The sequence below is a fragment of the Terrisporobacter mayombei genome (assembly GCF_020748465.1).
In the GTDB taxonomy this organism is placed as follows: domain Bacteria; phylum Bacillota; class Clostridia; order Peptostreptococcales; family Peptostreptococcaceae; genus Terrisporobacter; species Terrisporobacter mayombei.
Window position 1 is genome coordinate 1 of sequence record NZ_JAHZMP010000126.1, and the last position, 509, is coordinate 509.

At 27.5% G+C, this 509-nt stretch carries 1 protein-coding gene; it reads left to right on the forward strand.

Annotated elements, in window-relative coordinates; all coding sequences use genetic code 11:
* Nucleotides 1–402 (forward strand): NFACT family protein (locus K0039_RS20690; protein ID WP_228106819.1); only part of this gene is annotated, 402 nt, incomplete at its 5' end.
* Between the last annotated feature and the right edge of the window lie 107 nt (nucleotides 403–509).

Genomic DNA, 509 nt, shown 5'->3' on the forward strand with positions numbered 1-509 from the left:
CCTAGAGTTTATCTTACAAGTAATTATCAAAAAGAAAATCCTCTAAAAGCGCCTATGTTTTGTATGTTACTTAGAAAATACATACAAGGTGGAAATATAGTAGAAATTTCTCAAATAGGTTTTGAAAGAATAATAAAAATAAGTGTTGAATCTTTAGATGAATTAAAAGAAAAGACAGTTAAAAATATTATGATTGAAATTATGGGAAGACATAGCAACATAATAATAACTCATGGTGAAGAAAATAAAATTATAGATTCTATAAAAAGAGTCCCTTTTAGCATAAGTAGAGTTCGTCAAGTTTTACCTGGTCATGATTATTCATTACCTCCAGAGCAAAACAAACTAAACCCTCTTGATGCTATATCTAAGGATTTGTTCATTAAAAACCTAGAGGAATAAGAAGAATCTATCTTTAAGTCTATATATTCTAAATTTCTAGGTATAAGCCCTATTATAGCTAAAGAAATTTGATACAGAGCAGGTATAAATCAAAACACCATCATAAA